This window comes from Ruegeria profundi, assembly GCF_001507545.1.
GTDB lineage: Bacteria > Pseudomonadota > Alphaproteobacteria > Rhodobacterales > Rhodobacteraceae > Ruegeria > Ruegeria profundi.
The window spans coordinates 15095-34626 of record NZ_LQBP01000007.1; the positions used below are offsets into that span (position 1 = coordinate 15095).

21 protein-coding genes are annotated in these 19532 nt (G+C 58.1%); 17 read left to right on the forward strand and 4 right to left on the reverse strand.

Translation table 11 applies throughout. From position 1 onward, the window contains the following. Window positions 1–145: 145 nt before the first annotated feature. The 6 genes from AVO44_RS13735 (at window position 146) to uvrC (ending at window position 6840) form a co-directional block, all read left to right on the forward strand. A complete protein-coding gene (locus AVO44_RS13735; protein ID WP_068337933.1) occupies window positions 146–1075 on the forward strand; it encodes an ABC transporter ATP-binding protein in 930 nt (309 codons plus the stop codon). Beyond that, entirely contained in the window at window positions 1072–1833 is a 762-nt protein-coding gene (locus tag AVO44_RS13740) for an ABC transporter permease (protein ID WP_068337937.1), read from the forward strand. The genes AVO44_RS13735 and AVO44_RS13740 overlap by 4 nt, the downstream gene beginning before the upstream one ends. Before the next feature lie 114 nt (window positions 1834–1947). Further along, window positions 1948–2745 (forward strand): S49 family peptidase, encoded by a 798-nt coding sequence (locus AVO44_RS13745; protein WP_068337939.1) that lies wholly within the window; start codon window positions 1948–1950, stop codon window positions 2743–2745. 168 nt (window positions 2746–2913) lie between these two features. Beyond that, window positions 2914–3876 (forward strand): calcium/sodium antiporter, encoded by a 963-nt coding sequence (locus AVO44_RS13755; protein WP_068337943.1) that lies wholly within the window; start codon window positions 2914–2916, stop codon window positions 3874–3876. Between the two features lie 19 nt (window positions 3877–3895). Beyond that, window positions 3896–4675, forward strand: a complete 780-nt coding sequence (locus AVO44_RS13760) for an SDR family oxidoreductase (RefSeq protein WP_068337945.1) — start codon at window positions 3896–3898, stop codon at window positions 4673–4675. Between the two features lie 290 nt (window positions 4676–4965). Beyond that, window positions 4966–6840 (forward strand): excinuclease ABC subunit UvrC, encoded by a 1875-nt coding sequence (uvrC, locus tag AVO44_RS13765; protein WP_068337947.1) that lies wholly within the window; start codon window positions 4966–4968, stop codon window positions 6838–6840. On the opposite strand, the gene AVO44_RS13770 is transcribed toward uvrC, so the two are convergent. After that, window positions 6837–7721 carry a DMT family transporter gene (locus AVO44_RS13770; RefSeq protein ID WP_068338346.1) on the reverse strand — a complete coding sequence of 295 codons (885 nt, stop codon included), beginning with the start codon at window positions 7719–7721 and terminating at the stop codon, window positions 6837–6839. The genes uvrC and AVO44_RS13770 overlap by 4 nt on opposite strands. Window positions 7722–7902: 181 nt before the next feature. Between AVO44_RS13770 and pgsA the strand changes: the two genes are divergently transcribed. Genes pgsA through AVO44_RS13785 form a run of 3 tightly spaced genes read left to right on the forward strand, consistent with a single transcriptional unit; the run spans window position 7903 to window position 9265 of the window. Beyond that, window positions 7903–8571, forward strand: coding sequence for a CDP-diacylglycerol--glycerol-3-phosphate 3-phosphatidyltransferase (gene pgsA / locus AVO44_RS13775; protein ID WP_068337949.1), 669 nt, complete (start codon window positions 7903–7905; stop codon window positions 8569–8571). A gap of 3 nt (window positions 8572–8574) precedes the next feature. Beyond that, the gene (gene moaD, locus AVO44_RS13780) at window positions 8575–8820 is read left to right on the forward strand and encodes a molybdopterin converting factor subunit 1 (RefSeq protein WP_058278869.1); all 246 of its coding nucleotides are present in this window, start codon (window positions 8575–8577) and stop codon (window positions 8818–8820) included. Window position 8821: 1 nt separating this feature from the next. Further along, window positions 8822–9265, forward strand: coding sequence for a molybdenum cofactor biosynthesis protein MoaE (locus AVO44_RS13785; RefSeq protein WP_068337951.1), 444 nt, complete (start codon window positions 8822–8824; stop codon window positions 9263–9265). A 3-nt stretch (window positions 9266–9268) separates the two neighbouring features. Here the strand turns inward: AVO44_RS13785 and AVO44_RS13790 are convergent, their stop codons facing one another. The 3 genes from AVO44_RS13790 to ubiA form a co-directional block, all read right to left on the reverse strand. Beyond that, window positions 9269–9589: a hypothetical protein gene (locus tag AVO44_RS13790; protein WP_068338348.1), complete on the reverse strand. Its 321-nt coding sequence runs from the start codon at window positions 9587–9589 to the stop codon at window positions 9269–9271. Further along, the gene (locus AVO44_RS13795; protein ID WP_068337953.1) at window positions 9576–11510 is read right to left on the reverse strand and encodes an OmpA family protein; all 1935 of its coding nucleotides are present in this window, start codon (window positions 11508–11510) and stop codon (window positions 9576–9578) included. Before AVO44_RS13795 ends, AVO44_RS13790 begins: the two co-directional genes overlap by 14 nt. A gap of 64 nt (window positions 11511–11574) precedes the next feature. Further along, window positions 11575–12537 (reverse strand): 4-hydroxybenzoate octaprenyltransferase, encoded by a 963-nt coding sequence (gene ubiA / locus AVO44_RS13800; protein ID WP_068337955.1) that lies wholly within the window; start codon window positions 12535–12537, stop codon window positions 11575–11577. A gap of 12 nt (window positions 12538–12549) precedes the next feature. Between ubiA and AVO44_RS13805 the strand changes: the two genes are divergently transcribed. From AVO44_RS13805 to AVO44_RS13840, 8 genes are all read left to right on the forward strand, one after another. Then, window positions 12550–13275, forward strand: a complete 726-nt coding sequence (locus AVO44_RS13805) for a 16S rRNA (uracil(1498)-N(3))-methyltransferase (protein ID WP_068337956.1) — start codon at window positions 12550–12552, stop codon at window positions 13273–13275. Further along, window positions 13275–14120, forward strand: coding sequence for a GNAT family N-acetyltransferase (locus AVO44_RS13810; RefSeq protein WP_068337958.1), 846 nt, complete (start codon window positions 13275–13277; stop codon window positions 14118–14120). The genes AVO44_RS13805 and AVO44_RS13810 overlap by 1 nt, the downstream gene beginning before the upstream one ends. Further along, on the forward strand, window positions 14117–14644 hold the full coding sequence (locus tag AVO44_RS13815; RefSeq protein ID WP_068337959.1) for a hypothetical protein: 528 nt from the start codon (window positions 14117–14119) through the stop codon (window positions 14642–14644). Before AVO44_RS13810 ends, AVO44_RS13815 begins: the two co-directional genes overlap by 4 nt. Window positions 14645–14709: 65 nt before the next feature. Next, window positions 14710–16080 (forward strand): glutamate--cysteine ligase, encoded by a 1371-nt coding sequence (locus AVO44_RS13820; RefSeq protein WP_068337960.1) that lies wholly within the window; start codon window positions 14710–14712, stop codon window positions 16078–16080. Between the two features lie 83 nt (window positions 16081–16163). Then, window positions 16164–17237: a phenylalanine--tRNA ligase subunit alpha gene (gene pheS / locus AVO44_RS13825; RefSeq protein WP_068337962.1), complete on the forward strand. Its 1074-nt coding sequence runs from the start codon at window positions 16164–16166 to the stop codon at window positions 17235–17237. After that, complete coding sequence (locus tag AVO44_RS13830) at window positions 17234–17572, forward strand: DUF2513 domain-containing protein (RefSeq protein WP_068337964.1); 339 nt, start codon at window positions 17234–17236, stop codon at window positions 17570–17572. Before pheS ends, AVO44_RS13830 begins: the two co-directional genes overlap by 4 nt. Window positions 17573–17868: 296 nt before the next feature. Then, window positions 17869–18663 (forward strand): CE1 family esterase, encoded by a 795-nt coding sequence (locus tag AVO44_RS13835; RefSeq protein ID WP_068337965.1) that lies wholly within the window; start codon window positions 17869–17871, stop codon window positions 18661–18663. Between the two features lie 81 nt (window positions 18664–18744). Beyond that, on the forward strand, window positions 18745–19518 hold the full coding sequence (locus tag AVO44_RS13840) for a type 1 glutamine amidotransferase (protein WP_068337967.1): 774 nt from the start codon (window positions 18745–18747) through the stop codon (window positions 19516–19518). Window positions 19519–19532: the final 14 nt, after the last annotated feature.

A 19532-nucleotide genomic window follows, 5' to 3' on the forward strand; every position in this document is an offset into this window, starting at 1 on the left:
TTTCGGGATCGTCCGCGAATTGCAAGACCCCAGTTGTTAGCTAAGGAGGCTCCTTCAATTCACAAAAGCGCAGGAGGATGTGCGGAATTGACCTGTTCTGTGCACGACGAGCGGGTTAGGGTCGCCGCCAGAACAAGGAACTTGCATGACGACCATTCTATCTATCAAGGACCTGCGCAAATCCTACGCCGACGGGTTTGAGGCGTTGAAAGGTGTCTCGTTGGAGATCGAGCAGGGGGAAATTCTGGCGCTGCTGGGGCCCAACGGTGCGGGCAAGACGACACTTATTTCGACGATCTGTGGCATCACCACGCCGACCTCGGGGGCAGTGACGGTAGGCGGCCACGATATTCAAACTGATTTTCGCGCCGCGCGTCGGATGATTGGTTTGGTGCCGCAAGAAATTGCCCTTGAGCCGTTTGAGAAGGTCTGGAACACGGTGCGCCTGTCGCGCGGCCTGTTCGGGCTGAGCCGAAACGACGAGAGGATCGAAGACATCCTGCGCAAACTGTCCCTTTGGGAAAAGCGCAAGAACGCGATCAAAGAGCTGTCCGGCGGTATGAAACGCCGGGTGATGATCGCCAAAGCGCTTTCGCATGAACCGCGGGTGCTGTTTCTGGACGAACCAACCGCAGGTGTGGATGTCGAACTGCGCAAGGATATGTGGGAGATTGTGGCCGAACTGAAACGGTCCGGTGTCACCATTATCCTAACTACACATTACATAGAAGAGGCCGAAGCGATTGCTGATCGCGTTGGCGTCATCGACAAGGGTGAATTGCTTCTGGTGCAGGACAAAGACACTTTGATGGCGCAGATGGGCAAAAAACACCTTGAGGTGATGTTGACCGAGCCGATCCAGTCTATTCCGGACAGTCTGGCGGCCCATAACCTTGAGCTCAACGGCAGTGGCGATGCGCTTGTCTATACATATGACACCAACGCAGACCGTACCGGGATAACCGCCTTGTTGAACGACGTGGCGCAGGCTGGTCTGGTTTTGCGTGATGTGCAAACCCGGCAGTCAAGCCTTGAAGAGATTTTTGTCAATCTGGTGTCGGGAGAGCCCGCATGAACTGGTCTGCCATTGCCGCCATATACCGCTTTGAAATGGCCCGGTTCTTTCGCACCCTGGCGCAGAGCTTCCTGTCTCCGGTCCTTTCGACTTCGCTGTACTTCGTGGTGTTTGGCACTGCTATCGGCAGCCGCATCCAAGAGGTCGATGGGGTTTCTTATGGCGCTTTCATCGTGCCGGGGCTGATCATGTTGTCAGTGGTGCTGCTTGCGATATCGAACGCGTCCTTTGGCATCTACTTTCCCAAGTTTCTTGGCACGATTTACGAACTGCTTTCGGCGCCTGTTAATTTTATCGAGATCGTGATCGGCTATGTGGGCGCGGCGGCAACAAAAGCGTTGTTTGTTGGTGTGGTCATTCTTGTGACAGCCTCGTTCTTTGTGGACTTGCGTATCCAGCACCCAATTGCGATGGCCGCTTTCCTGATCCTCACCTGCCTAAGCTTTTCGTTGCTGGGCTTTATCATCGGCATCTGGGCCAGCAATTTCGAGCAGATGTCTCTGGTACCTCAACTTGTTGTGACGCCGCTGATTTTTCTAGGCGGCACGTTCTACTCGATCTCGATGCTGCCGCCAGTTTGGCAGACAGTCACCCTGTTCAACCCCGTGGTTTATCTGATTTCGGGGTTTCGATGGTCATTTTATGGAATGGCGGATGTGCCAATCGGGCTTAGCCTTCTGGCAATTCTTCTCTTTACCGGCCTGTGCCTTGGCATCATTGGCTGGATATTCAAAACCGGCTGGCGCATCCGCAGCTAACCCGCAGACAGGAGTTGTATTTTTGTCCTCTGACCTAACGAAATCTGTTCGGGTTGCGCATTCCGCAACGGCGGTCCCTTGTTTACCGGTTGGGCGCACTCTACATCGGCACCCATGAAACTCAGCCTGCCTTTCATAAAGAAACACCCTGTCGTGGCCGTTGTGCGCCTTTCTGGCGCTATCGGGATGGCCGGACGTGGGTCAATGTCCGACACCACGCTGGCCCCTGTGCTTGAGAAAGCCTTTCGCAAGGGTAAGCCAGCCGCCGTCGCGCTTGAAATTAACTCGCCCGGTGGGTCGCCCGTGCAAAGCTCTTTGATCGGGTCGCGTATCCGGCGATTGTCGGATGAGCTTGACGTTCCCGTCATCGCGTTTGTCGAGGATGTGGCGGCATCGGGGGGCTATTGGCTGGCCGCCGCTGCGGATGAGATTTATGCTGATGACAGCTCGGTTCTGGGCTCGATTGGGGTCATTTCATCGGGCTTCGGCGCGCATATCCTGTTGAAACGGCAAGGGATTGAACGGCGCGTGCATACGGCTGGGCAGTCGAAATCCATGCTCGACCCATTCTCGCCGGAAAAGAAAGAGGATGTTGCGCGTCTCGAAGGGCTGCTGGCCGACATCCATGAAAACTTCATTGCCCATGTCAAAAATCGGCGCGGGTCCAAGCTGGATCACAGCCAAGACCTGTTTACAGGTGAAATCTGGCTGGCGCGTCGAGCGCAGGAGTTGGGCCTGATCGATGGTATTGCCCATCTGAAGCCCAAAATGCAGGAACGCTTTGGCGACAAGGTTAAATTCCGCCGGTATGGGCTGCGCAAGCCGTTATGGACCCGGTTCGGTGCGTCGCTGGCGCAGGATGCCATCGCCGGGCTGGAAGAGCGTGCCGCCTACGCGCGGTTTGGTCTGTAACGTGATCGTCAAGATTGTCACCCTTTTCCTGATCGCCATGGGCGTCCTGGCGATGTTCGGAAAGCTGCGTTTTCCGGGGCAGAAGCGGCTGCAATCTGCCAGATGTCCACGCTGCGGACGGTTCAGGATCGGTAAAGGCCCCTGCGCCTGCGAAAAAGGAGGCCGTACATGACGGCATGGCTGTTAACCGGCCTTGGTTTGTTGATCCTGCTGTTGGCGGGGGATGCCTTGGTTCGTGGCGCCGTGAACCTAAGCCTGCGTTTGGGGGTGCCAGCGTTGATCGTCAGCTTGACGATTGTTGCGTTTGGCACTTCGGCGCCTGAATTGTTGATTGCGATCAGTGCGATCAAGGAAAACGCGCCCGGAATTGCGCTGGGCAATGTTGTCGGGTCGAATACCGCCAATATCCTTTTGGTTCTGGGTGTACCGGCGTTGCTGGCAACATTGCATACCAGCGAATGCGACAGCCGAAAGAACTACGTGTTCATGCTGCTGGCTTCGGCCATGTTCATCGGGCTGGCCTTTTTTGGTGTGTTCACATTGCTAAGCGGGGCCATACTGCTGGCCGCCCTTGGTATCATACTGTGGATTGCTTTCCGCGAGGCCAATAACCATCGAAAATCCTGTGGCCAGACCTTTCCCAATTCCGACGACCTTGAAGGCCTGGAAGAAGCTGACCCCAGCATGCCGTATTGGAAAGTGTCGATCTACCTGGTTCTTGGCCTCATCGGCCTGCCGATGGGTGCGCATCTTCTTGTTGAAAACGCGACCCTGATTGCCCGGACCTACGGCGTCAGTGAAACAGTTATTGGCCTGACATTGGTTGCGGTAGGAACTTCTTTACCCGAACTGGCGACGACGGTGATGGCAGCGCTACGACGGCAGGCGGATGTGGCATTGGGCAATGTCATTGGGTCGAACATGTTCAACCTGCTGGCCATCGTCGGGATTGCAACCTTTGTGGGCCCCATTCCGGTGGATGCAGAATTTCTTCGCTTTGATCTGTGGGTCATGCTCGGGGCATCTTTGCTGTTGATCCCGTTTGTCTTTTTCAAACAGGATATCACGCGCATCTGGGGCATCTTGTTGACACTTTTGTACGCGGCCTATGTGCTCTCCCTGCTAGTGTGATTGGACGGAAAGGGCCCACATGACCCGAGCTTTAGTAACCGGTGCGGGAAAACGTCTTGGCAGAGCAATGGCGTTATACCTAGCGCGGCGCGGTTATGACGTAGCCGTGCATTTTGCCACCTCAGAGCAAGCCGCGCAGGAAACAGTAGATGAAATTCAATCCTTGGGCCGTAACGCAGTCGCATTACAGGCCGACCTGCTGGATGAGGCTCAGGTCAGCGCCCTGCTTTCCCGCGCGGCCGAGGCGTTGGGCGGCCCGATTACCTGCCTGATCAATAACGCATCTATCTTTGAGTATGACAACATCCACACCGCCACGCGTCAAAGCTGGGATCGGCATCTGGAAAGCAATTTGCGTGCGCCTTTCGTGCTGACACAGGCCATGGCTGAACAGGGTTTGAAACCCGACACTGATGAGGCGGGTGAACCCGTTGCCACCGGGCTGATCGTCAACATGGTAGATATGCGGGTGCGCAAACTGACGCCCGAGTTCATGTCCTACACCATTGCGAAAATGGGTCTGTGGGCCTTGACGCGCACGGCCGCTCAGGCGTTGACACCTGCGATCCGGGTAAACGCCATTGGGCCGGGCCCGACCATGCAGGGCCACCGTCAGACCGAGGACCACTTTAAGACTCAGCGCGCCAACACCGTCCTCGAACGTGGCGCGAACCTGTCGGATATCACGGCCGCGTTGGGCTATTTTCTCGATGCGCACGCGGTCACCGGACAGCTTCTTTGCGTGGATGGTGGACAGCATTTGGGCTGGCAAACACCGGATGTTTTGGGTGTTGAATAGGTAATTCCGCCGCAAGTTTTGCACCGCTCGCGTTTCCGTTACCAGATTGTTACAAAAATGTCTTTTTTTTCATGTACTTGCCCTGTGTATGAAAAAGTTTCTTTTAAAAACAATATCTTATGTATCCGCCTATTTTTTAGGCAATTTCAGCAATCCTTAATGAAACAAGGGAATTTCGTAATGCTCGGAAACTTATCTTCATACTTATCCACAGAAACCGTGGATTTGTTTTCTCTTGAACTGCACCGCCTAAGATTGCAGCCATAGTCAGAGAATCATATTTCAGGGCCATGAAGATTCAGAACGACCCGACACCCGAAATGCAGCCCTCCGGCTATGCCTGCATCCAGCGTTATGTGAAAACGCTGGACAGCTCGCCCGGCGTTTACCGGATGCTGGATGCAGACAGCCGGGTTTTGTATGTGGGCAAAGCACGGAACCTGAAAGCGCGCGTTTCGAATTATGCGCGCCCCGGCCATTCCGGACGGATCGAGCGGATGATTGCATCGACTGCCTCGATGATGTTCCTGACAACCCGGACCGAGACCGAAGCGCTGCTGCTTGAGCAAAACCTGATCAAGCAACTCAAGCCAAAATACAATGTGCTGCTGCGCGACGATAAGAGCTTTCCGAATATCCTGGTCGCCAAAGATCACGCATACCCACAGATCAAGAAACATCGGGGCGCGAAGAAAGAGAAGGGTGCATATTTTGGCCCCTTTGCCAGTGCGGGCGCGGTAAACCGAACACTCAACCAACTGCAAAAGGCGTTTTTGCTGCGCAACTGTTCAGACTCCATGTTCGACAGCCGGACCCGACCTTGCTTGCTGTATCAGATCAAGCGGTGTTCCGGGCCTTGTGTCGATTTGATCTCGAAGGAGGATTACCGGGAGAGCGTTAAAGATGCCGAGCGTTTCCTGTCGGGCCGCTCGACCAAGGTGCAAGAGGATTTGGCCGAACAGATGATGGCGGCCTCTGAGGCAATGGAATTCGAACGCGCCGCTGGTCTGCGGGATCGAATCCGGGCGCTGACGCAGGTGCAGACCTCGCAGGGGATCAACCCGCGCGGTGTGGCCGAAGCGGACGTGATTGGCCTCTACATGGACAGTGGGCAGGCCTGCGTTCAGGTGTTCTTTATTCGTGCGAACCAGAACTGGGGAAATAAGGATTTCTATCCCCGGGTTGGCGCCGATGTGTCAGCCGCCGAAGTGATGGAGGCGTTCATTGGGCAGTTCTACGACAACAAGGAACCGCCCCGTCAATTGATCCTGTCAGACGCGATCGAGAACGCCGATCTCATGCAAGAGGCCCTTTCTGAGAAGGCGGGTCGCAAGGTTGAACTCCTGGTTCCGCAGCGCGGTGAGAAACAGGAACTTGTGGCCGGTGCCCTGCGTAATGCACGCGAGTCTCTGGCCCGGCGGATGTCAGAAAGTGCCACGCAGGCCAAGTTGCTGCGCGGTGTGGCCGAGGCGTTCGATCTGGACGCGCCACCAACGCGGATTGAGGTCTATGACAACTCTCATATTCAGGGCACCAATGCGGTCGGCGGCATGATCGTTGCGGGGCCAGAGGGGTTCATGAAAAACGCCTATCGCAAGTTCAATATCCGTGGCGATGACCTGACCCCCGGCGATGACTTTGGGATGATGAAAGAGGTTCTGACCCGCCGCTTTACCCGCCTGCAAAAAGAGGACCCCGATCGCGATAAAGGGATGTGGCCCGATCTTCTGTTGATCGACGGCGGGGCCGGACAGGTGAGTGCTGTCCACGAGATCATGCAAACGCATGGGGTCGAAGACATACCGATGGTCGGCGTCGCCAAGGGTATTGATCGGGACCACGGCAAGGAAGAGTTCCATCGCATCGGCCAACGCCCCTTTGCGCTGAAACGCAATGATCCGGTTTTGTACTTCATCCAGCGCCTGCGGGATGAGGCGCACAGGTTTGCCATCGGCACCCATCGCGCAAAACGGGCCAAGGCTGTGGGTGCAACTCCGCTGGATGACATTCCCGGCGTAGGCGCGGCGCGAAAACGCGCTTTGCTGGCACATTTCGGCAGCGCCAAGGCCGTCAGCCGGGCCAATCTGGCCGATCTGAAGGCAGTAGACGGCATCTCAGCCGGATTGGCGCAGAAAGTTTACGACTTCTTTCACGAAAAAGGTTAGGCCTGCCGTCCGCGCCAAAGGATGTAAAGCCCCGAGGCGACGATTAGCGCGGTGCCTATCCACATGGTCCCGTCCAGACGCTCGCCAAAGGCGACTACGCCCAATGCGACGCCAAAAAGCAGGCGCGAATAGCGGAACGGGGCGACGGATGAAACCTCTCCGGTCCGCATCGCCTTCATCAGCAGTGCGTAGGCCAGGCTGCCGATCACAATCGCGCCGCCGACATACAGGCCAGTTTGCAGGTCAAGTGCCGCCATTGGCGTGCCCTCCCAAAGCCTGAAGACCAGCCCTGCAACCACGATGCAAAGAAAGCCGTAAAAGCCCAGCACCTCGGTCCCCAGCGTTGCCGGGGCGGCACGGCTGGCCAGGTCACGCCCGGCAAAGCCCAGCATGCCAAGCACGGCAAGGATTGAGAGCGCCGAGAACCCCTCACCAGTTGGCTGGATGATCACCATGACGCCGATCAGGCCGGTCACAATCGCGCTCCAGCGTCGCCAGCCAACTGTTTCATCAAAGAACAGCGCGGCACCCGCAACCACGAACAACGGGGTCGCTTGCAGGATCACGGTGGCGACAGAAAGCGGGGTCAGCGCAATGGCAAGCACGAAGAACAGCCGCCCAAGTATTTCGAACAGAACCCGTACCTTCATCGGGCGCGACAACACATCGATGTGGAAAAGCCGCGCTCCGCGCAGCAGCGCGGCTGCCGCAAAAACCGCTGAGCCACCCGCGCCGAACAGCACCAGTATTTGCCAGATCGGCAGTGTGGCAGAAGCCCCTTTGATCAGTGCATCTTCAAGCGCAAAAAGCGCCATCGCTGAAATCATGAAGGCGCTGCCGATCAGATTGGATCGGGGATCGGTCTTTATGTGGGATATCATATTTTCGCCGCTTTGGAATCGGGCGCCAACCTGACCGCAATGCAACCGCATGCCAAGGGGTATCTGGCGGAAAAACTGGCTTGCGACCGTTTGACCAGCAGCATCGCAACTGCCTGTGATTGGGTTAGTTTTTTCCGGTGCTGTCTTTTATGTCTGCACTCGGCACTGTAATGTCCGAACCATGAAGTGGAACCTGCCCAATATCCTGACCGTGCTACGCTTGCTTGCAGCGCCCGGTCTGGCCGTAATGTTTCTGTATTTCACGCGTCCTTATGCAGATTGGTTTGCTTTGGTCCTGTTTCTGTCGGCGGCTATCACCGACTGGTTCGACGGCTATCTTGCGCGGGCCTGGCAACAGGAAACCAAGATCGGTGCCATGATGGATCCGATTGCCGACAAGGCGATGGTGGTGATCGCGTTGATGATCCTTGTCGGCTATTCGACCGAAAGCTGGACACCATGGCTGGTCCTGCCCGCGACCGTGATCCTGTTCCGCGAAGTCTTTGTTTCTGGGCTGCGCGAATATCTGGGTGATGTGGCGGGTACACTCAAAGTCACGAAACTGGCCAAGTGGAAAACAACTGCGCAAATGGTGGCGATCGCCGTACTGTTTTCACAAGGGATCTTTGAACATTACTTCGTGATGGGTTCTTTCGGTATGACCCCAGAGTTGATAGACGAAGTTTTGTCTGGGCAGGTCGACGACGTAAACCACCTGCGTTGGCATCTGGAAGGGATGTTCTGGTCGGGCCGCATCGGGCTGTGGCTGCTGTGGATCGCTGCGGCGCTGACATTGATCACCGGCTATGACTACCTACGTAAAGCTTTGCCCCATCTGAAGGAGAGCTGACTGATGGACGTGCTGTATTTCGCCTGGGTGCGCGAACGGATCGGCCTGCCGAAAGAGCGGATCGAGACCGAGGCCGCGACGGTATCCGATCTGGTTGCCGAGCTCAGCGCGCGCGAGGACCGATATGCGGCAGCCTTCGCTGATCTGTCTGCATTGCGGGTCGCGCTGGATCAGGAATTATCGGATTTTGACGCCTCATTGTCCGGCGTGCGCGAGGTTGCATTTTTCCCACCGATGACCGGCGGTTGAAATGCGCATCGTCGTACAGGAACAGGAATTCGATCTGGGTGCCGAGGCCAACGCTTTTGCCGCAGGCGACAACGGCAACGGGGCAATTGTAACCTTTACCGGTGTTGTGCGTGATCTGGCATCCGGCAATCTGGACGTGATGGAGATCGAGCACTATCCCGGCATGACCGAACGGGCGCTGACCAAGATAGCAGAAGATGCGCAGGTCCGCTGGTCTTTGGGTGATGTGCTGGTGATCCACCGTTACGGGCGGCTGGCCCCAGGGGACCGGATTATGATGGTGGCCACGGCCGCTCCGCATCGCAAGGATGCGTTCGAGGCGGCGGAATACCTGATGGACTACCTGAAATCCCGCGCGCCGTTCTGGAAAAAAGAAATCACCTCGGGTGGCGCTGACTGGGTTGCCGCCAAGGACGAGGATGAAGACGCGCTGGCCCGGTGGTAGTGGTCAGTCGGCGTTGTTTATCCGACCTCGCAGCTCTTCGGCCTCTTGCCGTGCTGCGCGCAGACCGTCCATAGCCGCAGCCAGTTCAGCCTCGGCCTGCGTAAGCTGGTTGGTCAGTTCCGCCTCACGCTGTTGCAGATATGTTATCGCCTGATCGCGGGTTTCCTCGGCCTCGTGCAGTTCTTGGCTCATGCGGTCCAGATCGGCCACGTCGCTCTGACGTACACGAGACAGGCGATGCGCCAGCCAGTTGGCAAACCAGCCCATGCAAAAAGCCGCGAACAGGATGATGGCGGTGGCGATAATGAATTCAGTTCTGTTCACTTTGCTGGTCCCCTGCATCCGCGTCTGCGGCGGTGTTTTCCGTCTGCTCTGCCTCGATTGACTCAGCCTCAATCGCGTCCAGCCCTGTTTCCGGGTTTTCAACCGGTTCAGGCCGGACCAAACGGAACTCGATACGGCGGTTCTGTTCGCGACCCTCTTCGGTGTCGTTTTCGGCAATGGGCTGAGTCTCCCCATAGCCCACGGCGGTATAGCTGGCCGTTGGTATCCGACGTCCGCGCAGTTCGTTCAGAATGGACTGGGCGCGCGCCTGGCTGAGCTGCTGGTTCATTTCTTCGCGACCCTGACTGTCGGTATGACCCTGAATCTCAAGCCGGATCGGGCCACATTCGCGCAAGATATCGGCAATCCGGTTTACTGTATCGCGCGAGTCCGCGGCGACGGTGGCCGAACCGGGTTCAAAAGCAATCTTGGTTTCTGCCTGAACTTCGACGATGCGTTCTTCACAAACTTCAGGATCGGGAAGTGTGTCTTCGGGTACGGTGGGCGGTTCCTGATAGGTAATGGATAACGAGAACTCTTGTGCGTCGCCCAGTTTTTCGGACAACATCCCAGCGATCTGCGCCTTTGTGTCCGGGCTGTGACTGACACCATTCAGAACAAGATCATCAGGCGTGACCGTCAGCGCACCGTTGTGCAGATGAGCAAGCGCTTCAAGCCCTGTCAGAACGCGAACGGGCCACGTCATTGGCAGATCCTCTGGCGCGATGCGGGTCGCGGTGTAGACGTGTTCGGACCCAAACGCAGCGCGGGCATAGCTGTCCACCATGTCACGCTGAGATGCATCGCTCAGCCGGCCACGCATCTGAACCAGGCCTTCAGGGCTGCGTGTTGCTGTGAACTCTGGCGGGCCGGCCTCTTCTTCTGTCTCGGGCGGTGGCAAGATCGCGTGCAAGGCAAAGACCGGAGGCAAGGCGTTCTCAAGCTCACCCACCACCCGGTCAAAGGTTCCGGCATCGGTGCCTTCTGCGGCGACCAGCGTTATGTCTGCGTCCGACATCGTTACCGACCCCCGGCCAAGTTCGGCCAAAGCGCGAATGCTGAGTACGGCGGCCTCGGGCCAACGCGGTGAGGGTTCACCAAGCCCGATGGTGCAGGTGTAGATGGAATTCAGACCGGCCTCTTGCGCTGCGGCAATAATGGTATCGCGCGCCTTTGTGTCCTGGGCGGAACAGGCGTCGAATTGGCCACCGTTTTCGTCGATAAGAAAGCGCAGGGTAAAGGGTGTGATAACAGGACGCGGTGCCGAGATTGATAAACCGATCCGAAGGCTGGGCGGGGCCGCACGCATCAGGCCTTGTTCCAGTTGTTCTTTTTCCTGCTGGCTGTCGGCAATAGCCGTGATTTTGACCAGACCGGGGCTGGCCGAGATCTTTGCCCGCGGCAATCGGGCCAGTGCCTCAACAGCAAATCCGATTGCGTCGTCCCAGCCCTTGGGCTTGGGATAATTGGCAGTTTCCATCAGGTCCGAAACAGGGCTGCCATTACCCAGATTGCTTAGCCTTTTCACTAGCGCTTCACGGTCCTCGCTGGCCGGGATAAGGCCGATGACGGAGATGCCGCTGTCGTTGCGCAGAATCTCGGCCGAGAATCCGGGTGCAGCCAGTTCGGTTGTTGGCGCGACTTCCATCTCGTCGATCACGCGCGAGGTGTCGACCTCGGTGCCTGCGGCCGTAAGCGCGTTAAAGCGTACGGCTTCGGTGCTGGCCGTGCCCGTCAGAACAACGCGCAAACCGTCTGAATATACCTCGGCCCAGTCATGCCCCTGAAGGTCCAGCGCGCGGCGAACAGCAAATTCCGACGTTTCCTCGACCTTGGTCACTGCAAAGCTGGCGGCCAACAGACACAGGCCCGCAGACAAAAGAAAGATGATAGCAGCGGCAAGGGCATAGGGTAGGCGCATGTTGGGTTTATCGACTCCTCAAGCGATTGTGCGAACTCTTACAGAGGCCCGCGCCAAGGTGCAATCAGAGCACAAGCGCGACGCAGATGAAGATCAGCGGAATAAGGCCGGTATCGCGATTGGCGCGGAACAGTTGCAGCAGTTTCGCGTTGTCTTCTATGTCCAGTCCGCGAAGTTGCCATGCCATGTGCCAGCCCATCGCCCAAGGTCCGGCCAGCGCCACGACAAGGGCCAAAACGGAAACCTGCGCCAGCGCCCCGTCAATAATGGCCAGTGCCATGAGGAAAACAGTGGCCACAAGAAAGTACTTCAGCCAGCGCGCGGTGTCGGTGCCAAACAGCCGGGCGGTGGACTTGATACCAATCAGTTCGTCATCCTCGGCGTCCTGATGGGCGTAGATCGTGTCATAGAACAGCGTCCACGCGATCCCAGCTAGGTACAGCGTGATCGCCGGAACACCGACCGAACCCGTATGTGCCGCCCAGGCCAGCAGAATACCCCAGTTGAAGGCCAGCCCCAGAAACACCTGCGGCCACCATGTGAACCGTTTCGCAAACGGATAGATCGTCACCGGCAGGAGTGACAGCACCCCCATGGCGATGGCGGCCTGGTTGAAGGTCAGCAGAATCCCCAGCGCCAGCAGGCATTGCAGGCCCATCCAGATCACGGCTTGCCTTACGCTGACCTGACCTGACGGGATTGGGCGCGACCTTGTGCGTTCGACCTGTCCGTCAAAATCGCGGTCGGTGATGTCGTTCCATGTACATCCGGCACCGCGCATCAAGAAGGCTCCGATCGCGCAGCCGATGGCGATCCACAGATCCTCCCACCGGGGATTGCCGTCGCTGAGGATCGCAAGCGCCAGACCCCACCAGCAGGGGATCAGCAAAAGCCACGTGCCGATGGGCCGGTCTGCGCGGCTCAGGCGCAGGTAGGGGCGAGTGAAAACCGGTGCGTATGTGTCCACCCAGTTGCCGGATACCGCATCAGCGACCTGACCGTCTGGTGTTGGGGCGTTGCCTTGCATATGTAGCGTCTCATGAGTGCAAAGATCAGACTGTATGTAGAGCACCCTTTGGGTCAGGGGCAATCCGTTGATTTGACGCGTGAGCAGGCCCATTACCTGTTTGGCGTCATGCGTCTGTCTGTTGGCGGTCAGGTGGCCCTGTTCAACGGGCAGGACGGAGAATGGCTGGCTGAGGTGGCCGAGGCAGGCAAGCGGGGCGGTGTTCTGGCCTGTTTGAAACAGACCAAACCGCTGCAAATGCCGCCCGATCTGTGGCTTTTGTTCGCGCCGATAAAAAAGGCGCGTACGGATTTCATTGTGGAAAAAGCGGCGGAAATGGGCGCGGCGCGGATCATGCCGGTAAAGACCGAGTTCACCAATTCGGAACGTATCCGTCAGGATCGCTTGCAGGCTCATGCAGTTGAGGCCGCAGAACAATGCGGCGGCACGTTTGTGCCCGAGGTCACTGATCTGCAGCGGCTCAGCCATGTTTTGGACACATGGCCTGATGGTCGTCAACTGATGTTCTGCGACGAGGCCGAGGTTGGTTCGGCGCTTCGTTTGGCCGCAAGTGAAAAGAACCAGCCCTGGGCCATCCTAATCGGGCCAGAGGGTGGATTTTCTGACGTCGAACGCGCGCGGCTGACCGGTTTGCCCTTTGCGCATGTGGTCAGTCTTGGGCCGCGCATCCTGCGGGCGGACACAGCCGCCGTCGCGGCGCTGACGCTTTGGCAACAGGCTTTGGGGGATTGGTCGTGATGTGGCGCCTTGCCCAGAAACAGGATGTGCCAAGGATCGAGGCGTTCCTTTCGCAGCATATTCAAACCTCGATGTTTCCCTTGGCCAATCTAAGGGATTACGGTCTTTCCGCGTCACATCCACGCGGTATCAAGGCCTGGGTTCTGGGGAGCCAGCCAAACGCCGTGTTTTGCATCACGAATGAAGGCATGGTGATGCCGCAATGCCCCGACTGTTCCGATGATCAACTCGCCGCCGCAATTCAGTTGATCCGCGGTCAACCACTGTTCGGAGTCGCTGCTGAGGCATCACAAGCGCGCAGGATCATGCGGCTTGGGGGCTGGGAAAATCGCCCTGCAACATTGAACAGCGATGAGCCCGGGTTTTCACTGAATCTGGACAAGCTGGTTTTACCTGATGCCAATGGCGCGATGCTTTTGCCATTGGGTAATTTCAATCTGACGATCTTTGACGCGTGGCGCGAAAGTTACCTGATAGAGGTCTCGGGGTTCTCTCCAGAAAGGGCGAAGACGCAGGCAAGGCAGGATATTGCGGTTTATGTGGAGCGTGACTCGCACCGTGCCTTGGTGATTGACGGGAAACCGGTAGCCATGACCGGCTTCAACGCCCGTCTGCCTGAAACTGTTCAGATCGGAGGCGTTTATACACCGCCTGACCTGCGCGGAAACGGTTACGCTAAACTAGCTGTCGCGTTGCATCTGTTAGAAGCGCGCACCGAGGGTGCGACGCGCGCGGTTCTGTTTGCAGCTTCCGATTCTGCCGCTCGGGCCTATATCGCAATCGGATTTCAACCTGCGGGTCAATTCTCGCTGCTTCTGTTCACAAACCCAAAGGATATGGCATGAGTTTCATCCGACCCGAAGCCAAACTGACCCTGTGGCGCTGGCGTGAAGTGCTGGTGGCCGGGTTTGTCCTGCTGGTTGGCCTGAGCTGGATCAGTGGGCCGGGCGGGTTGTTGGGCTGGCTGGGCTGGGTGCTGGTTGTTGCGGCCGGGGCGCTCGCCATCATCGGCATCCAGCGCGCCCGCTTCCGGACGGGTGCCGGCGGCCCCGGTGTGGTGGCGATCGACGAAGGTCAGATCACCTATCTGGGTCCGTTGGAGGGTGGTATGGTCGCCACGCGGGAAATTGAGCGCTTGGCACTGGACCCAACCTCGTCTCCGGCCCATTGGGTGCTGGAACAACCCGGTCAGCCCGCGCTTCACATTCCTGTGAATGCCGAAGGGGCCGAGGCGTTGTTCGATGTCTTCTCGGCCCTGCCGGGGTTGAAAACCGAACAAATGTTGACCGAATTGAACAGTGGTGGGGCACATCCGGTGGTGATCTGGGAACGCACGCCATCCCGTCCGACTCATCTCCGCCTGCATTGACACTCGCGCGGTTTGCCCCCACGACTGACCAACTAAACAGACACATCAGGATCGGAGCGCAATTCATGTCCATCCCCCAGTCCGGCGGCGGACCGATCGAACGCCATGAACAACTGGCTGAATATCTGGAATCGGGCTGCAAGCCCAAACAGGATTGGCGCATCGGGACCGAACATGAAAAGTTCGGTTATTGCAAAGACACACTGAAGCCGCTGCCATTCGAAGGTAAGCGGTCGATCGTTGCGGTGCTGGAAGGCTTGCGGGATCGTCACGGTTGGAGCGAGGTGCGCGAAGGCGACAAGCTGATCGGATTGGAAAAAGACGGGGCCAATGTCAGCCTTGAACCCGGCGGCGCGCTAGAGCTGTCAGGTGCTCCGTTGGAAACGATCCACGAGACCTGCGACGAGGTGAACACCCATCTGCGCGAGGTCAAGGATATCGCCGACGAAATCGGCGTGGGTTTCATAGGTCTGGGCGCGGCACCGATCTGGACCCATGACGAGATGCCGCTGATGCCCAAAGGCCGCTATCGTCTGATGAATGACTATATGGCGAAGGTCGGAACCATGGGCCGCGCCATGATGCGCCGGACTTGCACCGTTCAGGTCAATATCGATTTCGGGTCCGAGGCCGACATGGTGCAAAAACTGCGTGTCGCGCTGGCCTTACAGCCGGTGGCAACGGCGCTGTTTGCCAACTCACCGTTTTTCGAGGGTAAGGTGAACGGCCAGAAAAGCTGGCGCAGCTATATCTGGCGGCATCTGGATGATGCGCGCACCGGCATGCTGCCTTTCGTGTTCGAAGATGGGTTCGGGTTCGAGCGTTACGTGCAATATGCGCTGGATGTACCGATGTATTTTGTCTACCGCGATGGGCAGTATATTGATGCGCTGGGCATGTCCTTCCGTGACTTCCTGCAAGGCAAACTGCCGGCGCTGCCGGGTGAAACGCCAACCCTGTCCGATTGGGCCGACCATCTGACCACCGCTTTCCCCGAAGCGCGGATCAAGAAGTTCATGGAGATGCGCGGCGCTGACGGTGGTCCGTGGCGGCGTCTTTGCGCGCTGCCCGCCTTTTGGGTTGGTCTGACCTATGATCAGGGCGCGCTGGATGCGGCTTGGGATCTGGTCAAAGGCTGGGATGCGGAAACGCGCGAGGCACTGCGCGTTGCCGCCGCCAAGGACGGGTTGCAGGCGCAGGTCGGCGGCATCAACATGCATGATCTGGCGCGTGAGGTTCTTGCGATCTCCGAGGCGGGCCTGAAATCCCGCGCCTTCCCTGGTGCAGGTAGTCTGGTGCCGGATGAGGCTCATTTCCTCAGCGCGCTCAAAGACAGTATCGAAACCGGCAAGGTTCCGGCGGATGAGTTGCTGGATCACTACAATGGCGACTGGAACGGCGACCTGACCCGGATTTATCCCGAATACAGCTATTGATCCGCACCGTCCCGCTTGCATTCGCGGGGCGGGGCCGATAGCAGGTTCTGGACCAAATTCAGGGGCCGGTTTCGGAAAGCGTCATGGACGATCTAAAGGCAAAATATCTGGGGCAGATCGCCGAGGCTGGCGATGAAAGCACGCTTGAGGCGATCCGCGTCGCCGCCGTTGGCAAAAAGGGTGAGGTCGCGCTGAAGATGCGCGAGCTGGGCAAGATGACGCCCGAGGAGCGGCAAGTCGCAGGCCCGGCGCTGAACGCCCTGAAGGATGAGATCAACTCGGCGCTTTCCGCCAAGAAAGCCGCGTTGGCTGACGCCGCGCTGGACGAACGCCTGCGTACCGAATGGCTGGATGTCACCCTGCCGACCCGTGCCCGCCGTCAGGGCTCTATCCACCCGGTCAGTCAGGCGACCGAGGAACTGACCGCAATCTTTGCCGAACTCGGATTCTCTGTCGCCGAAGGGCCGCGGATCGAAACCGACTGGCACAACTTTGACGCTCTGAACATCCCCGGCCACCACCCCGCGCGGGCCGAGATGGATACATTCTACATGCACCGCGCCGAGGGCGATAATCGCCCGCCGCATGTGCTGCGGACGCATACATCGCCCGTGCAGATCCGCTCAATGGAGTTGCAGGGCGCACCGATCCGCGTGATCTGCCCGGGCGGCGTGTACCGCGCCGACTATGACCAGACGCACACGCCGATGTTCCATCAGGTCGAAGGGCTGGCCATCGACAAAGACATCTCGATGGCGAACCTGAAATGGGTTCTGGAAGAGTTCGTGAAAGCGTTTTTCGAGGTTGACGACGTCGAACTGCGCTTCCGCGCCTCGCACTTTCCCTTCACCGAACCTTCGGCCGAGGTCGATATCCGCTGTTCCTGGGATAACGGCCAGCTGAAGATCGGCGAGGGCGACGACTGGATGGAGATTCTGGGCTCCGGCATGGTCCACCCCAAAGTGATCGCCGCCGGTGGGATCGACCCCGAGGTCTATCAGGGCTTTGCCTTCGGTATCGGTATCGACCGTCTGGCGATGCTGAAATACGGCATCCCGGATTTGCGGGCGTTCTTTGATTCCGATCTGCGCTGGCTGAGGCACTACGGGTTTGCAGCGCTGGATATGCCGAACCTGCATGGTGGTTTGTCGCGTTGAAACGGGACCCTGACATCGTTCGCAAACTCCTATTCGAAGCTGAAGCATCCGATGATTGGCAGTTTGTGTATGACTTCGAAGAAGGTGCAGAAGGCGACTACTATCATCTCCAATTGATGAAAGATGACGGTTTAATCGTCGACGTCAGTGACTATGGGTTTCGGTTAACCTCATTGGGTCACGATTACATCGAGGCAATTAGAAGTGATACTGTCTGGAAAAAGACAAAGTCAGGAGCCTCTAAAGTAGGTGGTATGACGCTGGGGATGATGAAAGATTTGGCGCTTGCCTATGTTAAGCAAGAAGCGGCAGAAAAACTGGGCATCAAACTGTAGTAAACTTCCGTAAGAACTATAGACGCAATGCGCGGAGCAAAGGCCGATAGGCCGCCGCGCTATCGGTCGTTCATTGCGGCGCCATTGGTTCAAGCCCAATGGGCGACACCGCCCGCACGGGCTGGCGATTTGTCTCCGTAGGTGCTCCGTTTGAACGACGCACAGGTTTGGCCAGCATAAATTGCCCACCACGAACGGAGGATCGCCACCCCGCGGTCTGGCGATGGCGCGGCTTGTTTCAGGTTCCCACGGGGTTGTGACGTGACACTGAGTGGAGGCTCGCTACGGTTCGACAGATGATCTACCGACTGCTCTGCCTTTTCCTTTTGACCGCCACCCAAACCGCCGCTATCGAATCCTGTCACGGCGATACCGCCTGTCAGGTCGGCGACCGCTCGTACCACGTGCTGGAACCGGACGGATGGGATGGGAAAACACCCCTTCCGGTGCTGATGCATTTTCACGGCTGGGCGCGGCAGGGAACCGTGGTGGTGAACCACGAACGGATTGCAGGGGCTACGAAACTACACGGCGTGCTGTTGGTGGCCCCAAACGGGCTGCGCAAAACATGGGATTTCTGGACTTCGGACACCAGCGATGTGGGGTTTGCCGACGAAGTTCTGGACGATGTTGCAAAACGCTACCCGATTGACCCCCAGCGCATCTATGTTTCGGGCTATTCCTATGGTGGGGCGATGGCGTGGCGATATGCCTGCCAGTCTGGCAATGACACGGCAGCGCTGCTGGCTGTTGCGGGATCGATCCGTCAGACCGAGCATTGCCCCGAGGCCCCGCGTGAGGTGCGCCACGTCCATGGCCTGAAAGACACGGTGATGGATTTCCCCTTCGGCGCAGATGGCGACACGACCTATCCGGTTGCTCTGTGGCGCGCGAAATACGACTGCCACGATGCGACCCCGCGCGGAGATTGGGGCGTGGTGCCGATCCTGACGCTGACCCGCGTGGAATGGACCGATTGCCTGCAAGGGCAGGTCACGCTCGACACCCATCCGGGCGGGCATTTCATCCCCCATGGCTGGATCGGGCGACAATTGGACGAGCTTTTGGGCCGCAGCCCGACATACCCTTGATCCGATTTCCGACACGGATGTGTCGTGAACAGGTTTGCCTGCGATCATTGTCCGGACTACCCGGTGGAAAACGGGGTATCCATGGCGACAATTCTCATCATCGAAGGCAACACACCTGATATGGTCGCAGCTGGCCATGCCGGAGCGAATGGTTTCATCGGAACGCTTGCCGCTTTGTCGCCGGACACGCGCGTCCGCATCGCCAACCCCTATGCGAAACCGGTCGGCAATGACGACCTGCGGGATGTGGACGGTGTAATCTTTACCGGATCGGGCGTCAGCTGGTCCGTTGATGCAGCAGAGGGTGCGCCACAACGCGCGGCCATGGAGATCGTACTTGCCTCGGGCCTTCCCATTTGGGGCTCTTGCAACGGGCTGCAACTGGCAATGCATGTACTTGGTGGGACGGTCGGGGCCTCGCCCGCCGGGATGGAAGTTGGAATGGCGCTGGACATATCTTTGACCAAGGCGGGTTCCGTGCATCCGATGATGGCGGGCCGGGCACCCGGCTTTGGTGCACCGTGCATTCACCGCGACGAGGTTCAGCTGCTGCCGGATGGAGCAATGCTTTTGGCGGGGAATGACCACTCTCCGGTGCAGTCGGTGGCATATGAGCGTGCGGGTGTCAGGTTCTGGGGTACTCAGTACCACCCGGAGCTGAGCTCCCGCGATATCGGCATATACGTGCGCGATCGCGGTATTTTTTCAGATCATATCGGTCTTGCAGAGGATCTGGAGGCCGCAGACTCGAACGAAGCGGCGGCGGCGCGGCTCGGAACACACCCCGATGCCATAGTGTTGCCCGCGCGCAGCCGCGAACTGGCGAACTGGCTGCAATTCGTCACTGACGGTTAAGCGGCCCTTCCACC

Bases quoted from the DNA above. Each gene is read 5' to 3' on its own strand.
- AVO44_RS13735 (WP_068337933.1), top strand. From the start codon at position 146: ATGACGACCATTCTATCTATCAAGGACCTGCGCAAATCCTACGCCGAC.
- AVO44_RS13740 (WP_068337937.1), top strand. From the start codon at position 1,072: ATGAACTGGTCTGCCATTGCCGCCATATACCGCTTTGAAATGGCCCGG.
- AVO44_RS13745 (WP_068337939.1), top strand. From the start codon at position 1,948: ATGAAACTCAGCCTGCCTTTCATAAAGAAACACCCTGTCGTGGCCGTT.
- AVO44_RS13755 (WP_068337943.1), top strand. From the start codon at position 2,914: ATGACGGCATGGCTGTTAACCGGCCTTGGTTTGTTGATCCTGCTGTTG.
- AVO44_RS13760 (WP_068337945.1), top strand. From the start codon at position 3,896: ATGACCCGAGCTTTAGTAACCGGTGCGGGAAAACGTCTTGGCAGAGCA.
- uvrC (WP_068337947.1), top strand. From the start codon at position 4,966: ATGAAGATTCAGAACGACCCGACACCCGAAATGCAGCCCTCCGGCTAT.
- AVO44_RS13770 (WP_068338346.1), bottom strand. From the start codon at position 7,721: ATGATATCCCACATAAAGACCGATCCCCGATCCAATCTGATCGGCAGC.
- pgsA (WP_068337949.1), top strand. From the start codon at position 7,903: ATGAAGTGGAACCTGCCCAATATCCTGACCGTGCTACGCTTGCTTGCA.
- moaD (WP_058278869.1), top strand. From the start codon at position 8,575: ATGGACGTGCTGTATTTCGCCTGGGTGCGCGAACGGATCGGCCTGCCG.
- AVO44_RS13785 (WP_068337951.1), top strand. From the start codon at position 8,822: ATGCGCATCGTCGTACAGGAACAGGAATTCGATCTGGGTGCCGAGGCC.
- AVO44_RS13795 (WP_068337953.1), bottom strand. From the start codon at position 11,510: ATGCGCCTACCCTATGCCCTTGCCGCTGCTATCATCTTTCTTTTGTCT.
- ubiA (WP_068337955.1), bottom strand. From the start codon at position 12,537: ATGCAAGGCAACGCCCCAACACCAGACGGTCAGGTCGCTGATGCGGTA.
- AVO44_RS13805 (WP_068337956.1), top strand. From the start codon at position 12,550: ATGAGTGCAAAGATCAGACTGTATGTAGAGCACCCTTTGGGTCAGGGG.
- AVO44_RS13810 (WP_068337958.1), top strand. From the start codon at position 13,275: ATGTGGCGCCTTGCCCAGAAACAGGATGTGCCAAGGATCGAGGCGTTC.
- AVO44_RS13815 (WP_068337959.1), top strand. From the start codon at position 14,117: ATGAGTTTCATCCGACCCGAAGCCAAACTGACCCTGTGGCGCTGGCGT.
- AVO44_RS13820 (WP_068337960.1), top strand. From the start codon at position 14,710: ATGTCCATCCCCCAGTCCGGCGGCGGACCGATCGAACGCCATGAACAA.
- pheS (WP_068337962.1), top strand. From the start codon at position 16,164: ATGGACGATCTAAAGGCAAAATATCTGGGGCAGATCGCCGAGGCTGGC.
- AVO44_RS13835 (WP_068337965.1), top strand. From the start codon at position 17,869: ATGATCTACCGACTGCTCTGCCTTTTCCTTTTGACCGCCACCCAAACC.
- AVO44_RS13840 (WP_068337967.1), top strand. From the start codon at position 18,745: ATGGCGACAATTCTCATCATCGAAGGCAACACACCTGATATGGTCGCA.